General features: G+C 32.8%; 4 protein-coding genes. All 4 read left to right on the plus strand.

Features of this window, described 5'->3' with window-relative positions; all coding sequences use genetic code 11:
- Window positions 1-180 precede the first annotated feature (180 nt).
- On the plus strand, window positions 181-1,560 hold the full coding sequence (gene mnmE / locus N3C_RS14360) for a tRNA uridine-5-carboxymethylaminomethyl(34) synthesis GTPase MnmE (RefSeq protein WP_074366689.1): 1,380 nt from the start codon (window positions 181-183) through the stop codon (window positions 1,558-1,560).
- A gap of 8 nt (window positions 1,561-1,568) precedes the next feature.
- The gene (mnmG, locus tag N3C_RS14365; protein ID WP_074366690.1) at window positions 1,569-3,449 is read left to right on the plus strand and encodes a tRNA uridine-5-carboxymethylaminomethyl(34) synthesis enzyme MnmG; all 1,881 of its coding nucleotides are present in this window, start codon (window positions 1,569-1,571) and stop codon (window positions 3,447-3,449) included.
- Window positions 3,450-3,466: 17 nt separating this feature from the next.
- Window positions 3,467-4,186 carry a 16S rRNA (guanine(527)-N(7))-methyltransferase RsmG gene (gene rsmG, locus N3C_RS14370; protein ID WP_074366692.1) on the plus strand — a complete coding sequence of 240 codons (720 nt, stop codon included), beginning with the start codon at window positions 3,467-3,469 and terminating at the stop codon, window positions 4,184-4,186.
- 159 nt (window positions 4,187-4,345) lie between these two features.
- A complete protein-coding gene (noc, locus tag N3C_RS14375) occupies window positions 4,346-5,122 on the plus strand; it encodes a nucleoid occlusion protein (protein ID WP_074366691.1) in 777 nt (258 codons plus the stop codon).
- The last annotated feature ends 69 nt before the right edge of the window (window positions 5,123-5,191 follow it).

Below are 5,191 nucleotides of genomic sequence, written 5' to 3' on the forward strand. Positions count from 1 at the left end.
GGGAATGCTGTTTTGGTATGCACTTGTTGTAATGCAGATTTTTATTTTACTGGTGACAGTGAAAAGCAATAGAGTGGCTATCGCCACTCTATTGAGAGTCCCCGTTAGGGGATTTTTTTAGTGATTGGGGTTTAATTTTTAGTGAAAGAACGCACAATAAAGTAAAATCGAGGTGATAAAATGAAAGATTTTGATACCATTGCTGCTGTAGCCACAGGTATTGGCGAAAGTGGTATTTCTATAATTAGAGTATCTGGAGGTAAGGCATTAGAGATAGTTAATTCTATTTTTTGTGGGAAAAATGGAAGAAGCCTTCTAGATATGAAAACCTATAGTATGAGATATGGACACATAATTTCAAAGGAAAATAATGAGCCTATTGATGAAGTAATTGTAAGCTATATGAAAGGACCTAGAAGCTATACTGCAGAGGATACTGTGGAAATAAATTGTCATGGCGGTATAGTAGCGACAAATCGTGTTCTAGAGGAAGTTGTGCGAGCTGGAGCTAGAATAGCTGAACCCGGTGAATTTACTAAAAGAGCATTTTTGAACGGAAGAATAGATTTAAGCCAAGCTGAAGGGGTTATGGATATAATTAGGGCTAAAACTGAACTTTCTATGAAATCTGCTTTAGCTCAATCTGAAGGCCGAATTTCCCGGGAAATATCTGCAATGAGGGAAAGATTGCTCGGAATTATTGCACATATAGAAGCTACAGTAGATTTCCCGGAAGATGATTTGGAAGAAATTACATCTCAAAAGGTAAAGGCAGATTTAAAAGAGTTGATAGAGAATATTGATAGGCTAATTTCTTCTGCTAATGAAGGAAAGATAATAAGAGAAGGTATAGATGTTGTAATTGTTGGAAAGCCAAATGTAGGAAAGTCCTCCTTACTTAATGCTCTTCTCATGGAAAATAGAGCTATAGTAACGGATGTTCCAGGAACCACTAGAGATGTTATCGAAGAGTATTTAAATATAGATGGAATACCACTAAAGGTTGTTGATACTGCAGGAATAAGAGAGACTGATGATGTGGTAGAAAAAATAGGGGTAGAAAAATCTAAGAAAAAGATAAATGAAGCAGATCTAATAATTTTAATGCTTGATGGTAGTAGAGAGCTTGATAATGAAGACAGAGAAATTATACAATATATGAAGGATAAACGATATTTATTATTGTTAAATAAAACAGACTTAGAAAAGAAGTTAAATATTCATGAAATAGATGAATTAAATAAAGACTTTATAATAGAAGTTTCTGCTTTAAAGGGTAAAGGAATTGATAAGTTAAAAGAGGCTATAAAGAGCATGTTCTTTAAAGGAGAAATCAGTTCTAATGATATAATGATAACAAACCTTAGACATAAGGAAGCCTTAATAAGAGCTAAGGAAAAATGTGAAGAGTCATTAAGGACTTTGGAAGAAGGTTTTGCTATAGATCTTGCAAGTATAGATGCAAGAGAAGCTTGGAGTAGTCTTGGTGAAATAACTGGAGATACTATAGAAGAGGATTTACTTAACAAGATATTTTCAGAATTCTGTATAGGAAAGTAGGGGAGGAAATGAAGTATTTCGGAGGAGAATATGATGTAATAGTTATAGGTGCAGGTCACGCTGGTTGCGAGGCCGCCTTAGCTTGCGCAAGAATGGGATATGAAACCTTAATGTGTACCCTAAATTTAGATAGTATAGCTATGATGCCATGTAATCCTAATATAGGTGGAACTGCAAAGGGACATCTTGTTAGGGAATTGGATGCCTTAGGCGGAGAGATGGGAGTAAATATTGATCGTACCTTCTTACAATCAAGAATGCTTAATACATCAAAGGGACCAGCAGTACATTCCCTTAGAGTACAAGCGGATAAGAAAAAGTATCATGAGTGGATGAAAAAAGTATTAGAAAGACAAGAAAGATTATACATGAGACAGCTAGAGGTTGTTTCTATAGATGTTAAAAATGGAGAGGTACAAGGGGTACTAACTGAAAACGGAGCTTATTTTAAAGCTAAAGCAGTAATATTAGCTACTGGAGTTTATTTAAAGTCTGAAGTTATTATAGGAGAGGTTAAGCGTAACAGTGGTCCTAATGGATTAATGCCTGCTAATAAATTATCAGAGTGTCTTATGGACTTAGGAATAAGTTTGAGACGTTTTAAAACTGGTACTCCTGCAAGAGTTAATAAAAGATCTGTGGACTTTTCAAAAATGATAGAGCAAAAAGGTGATGAAAAGATAGTGCCTTTTTCTTTCCTTAGTGAGAACTTAAATAAGGAACAAGTATCCTGTTACTTAACTTATACCACAGAGGAAACTCATCGAATAATTAGAGAAAATATACATAGGTCACCAATGTATAACGGAACTATTAAAGGTGTTGGACCAAGATATTGTCCTTCTATAGAGGATAAGGTTATGAGATTTCCAGATAAGACTCAACATCAAATATTTATAGAACCAGAAGGGGAAAATACCGATGAGCTTTATGTTCAAGGTATGTCCAGTTCACTACCGGAAGATGTTCAAATTCAGATGTTGAGAACTATACCTGGACTAGAGAATGTTGAAATTATGAGGACAGCTTATGCTATAGAATATGATTGTATAGATCCAACTCAGCTTAAGCTTTCCCTTGAATTTAAAAATATAAGTGGTTTATTTGGAGCTGGTCAGATCAATGGCACTTCTGGATATGAGGAAGCTGCCAGTCAAGGTTTAATAGCTGGAATAAATGCTGTGCAAAAAATTAGAGGTGAAGAGCCACTGATACTAAAGAGATCTGATGCCTATATAGGTGTTCTTATAGATGATCTAGTTACTAAGGGAACTAATGAGCCTTATAGAATTATGACATCTAGATCTGAGTATAGATTATTACTTAGACAAGATAATGCAGATTTAAGATTAACAGAGTATGGTTACAAGGTAGGATTAGTTACTGAAGAAAGATATCAAAAATACTTAAAGAGGAAACATGCTATTGAAAAAGAAATTGAAAGAATCAAAAATGTACAGATAACAAGCAAAAAGGAAGTAAATGAATTTTTAACTAGCTTAGAATCTGCAGAGCTAAAAAAGCCAATATCCTTATATGAATTAATAAAAAGACCGGAGTTAAATTATTATAATGTGGCACCTTTGGATCCTGAAAGACCAGAGCTTGATGAAAGCGTTACTGAACAGGTTAATATTACCGCTAAGTATGAGGGATATATACAAAAGCAAATAGAGCAAGTAAATCAATTTAAAAAGTTTGAAGATAGATTAATACCAGAAGATATAGATTATGAAGATGTGAAGGGGTTAAGAATTGAAGCTAAGCAAAAGCTAAGCAAGATTAGACCTATGAATATCGGTCAGGCATCTAGAATTTCAGGAGTTTCTCCTGCAGATATATCTGTGTTATTAATTTACATGGAACAGTATCAGAGAAAGGTGAAGTAAAATTTATGGCTAATAAACTGGAATATTATGATATAATGGAAAAGGCCTTTGCAAATCATAACTTAAGCTTAAGTCATGAGGCTTATGAACAGTTCATGACTTATATGGCCTTAATACAGGAATGGAACCAAAAAATAAATCTTACAGCTATAACTGAAGATGAAGATATTATTAAAAAACATTTTATTGATAGTATTCAGTGTTATAAATTCAAAGAGTTTCATAATTTTAATACCATAATTGATATAGGTACTGGAGCTGGTTTTCCAGGTATTCCAATAAAAATAGCAGATAGAAATAAAAAAATTACCTTATTAGATTCTTTAAATAAGAGAATAATATTTTTGAATGAAGTTATAGCTAAACTTGGCCTGGAGGATATTACAGCAGTACATTCTAGAGCAGAAGATTTGGCACGGAAAAATGAGCATAGAGAAAAATATGACTGCGTTGTGTCTAGGGCTGTAGCAAATATGGCTGTACTTAGTGAATATTGTTTGCCTTATGCTAAAGTTGGAGGATACTTTATGGCCTTAAAGGGACCAGCTATAGAAGAGGAAATTTTGAATTCTAAAAAGGCAATTTCCACATTGGGAGGAGAAATTGAAGAAATCTTACCTGTACCTATTGTGGATACTGATTTAAAACACAATATAGTTATAGTAAGAAAGGTGAAAAATACTCCAAAGGAGTATCCTAGAAAAGCTGGGGCAATAACTAAAAAGCCTATAGTGTAATGTAAAAAGATGTAACAACTTTAACAATGCTGTCTAATTATTTTTTAAATAAAAAAGAGGATTTATTAAGGTATATGTAGAAAATAATACAATGTAAAATAATTACAGTTTACACCTATGTAGAAGTTTCGATTATAATAACAAAAGGGATGGGTTATTATGCAAAAAGAGATAGTCTATATTACTCCAGAACAAATACTACCTAATCTTTATCAACCAAGAAAAACTTTTAATGATGATACCATCGAAGAATTAGCACAATCAATAAAGGCTTATGGAATAATACAGCCCCTATCTGTTAGAAAAATGGGCAATGATTCTTTTGAACTAGTAGCTGGAGAAAGAAGGCTAAGGGCAGCAAAAAAAGCTGGTCTAACTAAAGTTCCTGCAATTATTGTAGATATTACAGATAAAGAATCAGCTGCTATAGCTCTTCTAGAAAATTTACAAAGGGAAGACTTAAATTATATAGAGGAAGCAGAGGCTTACTATAATTTAATAAGGGATCATTCCTATACACAGGAGCAATTAGCTGAAACTATAGGGAAAAAGCAATCAACTATTGCTAATAAGCTTAGACTTTTAAAATTAAGTCAAGAAGTAAGAAAGATGCTATTAGAAAATGACTTAACAGAAAGGCATGCTAGAGCTTTATTAAAACTTTCAGAGGAAGAGGATCAGATTAGGGTTTTAAATTTTGTAATAGAAAAAAAGCTCAATGTTAAGGAAACAGAGAAGTATATAGAAAATGAATTAAATAAAAAGGCTGTTAAGGAAGTAGCAGATGGAAAGAAGAAAATAAAAGGTATATTCTCACCTAAATTATATATAAATACTATAAAAGAGGTTTTTGATAAATTTGGAGTTAATGCTGAATATAAATCCAAAGATTATGATGATTATGTTGAGGTCACTGTAAAGATTCCTAAAAAATAAATTAATTTGTTTCACGTGAAACAGTCAACTTAGGTTGACTGTTTTTTTACTCTATAGGCAATTATATAT

This window comes from Clostridium sp. N3C (assembly GCF_900095445.1).
Classification (GTDB): domain Bacteria; phylum Bacillota; class Clostridia; order Clostridiales; family Clostridiaceae; genus Clostridium_AU.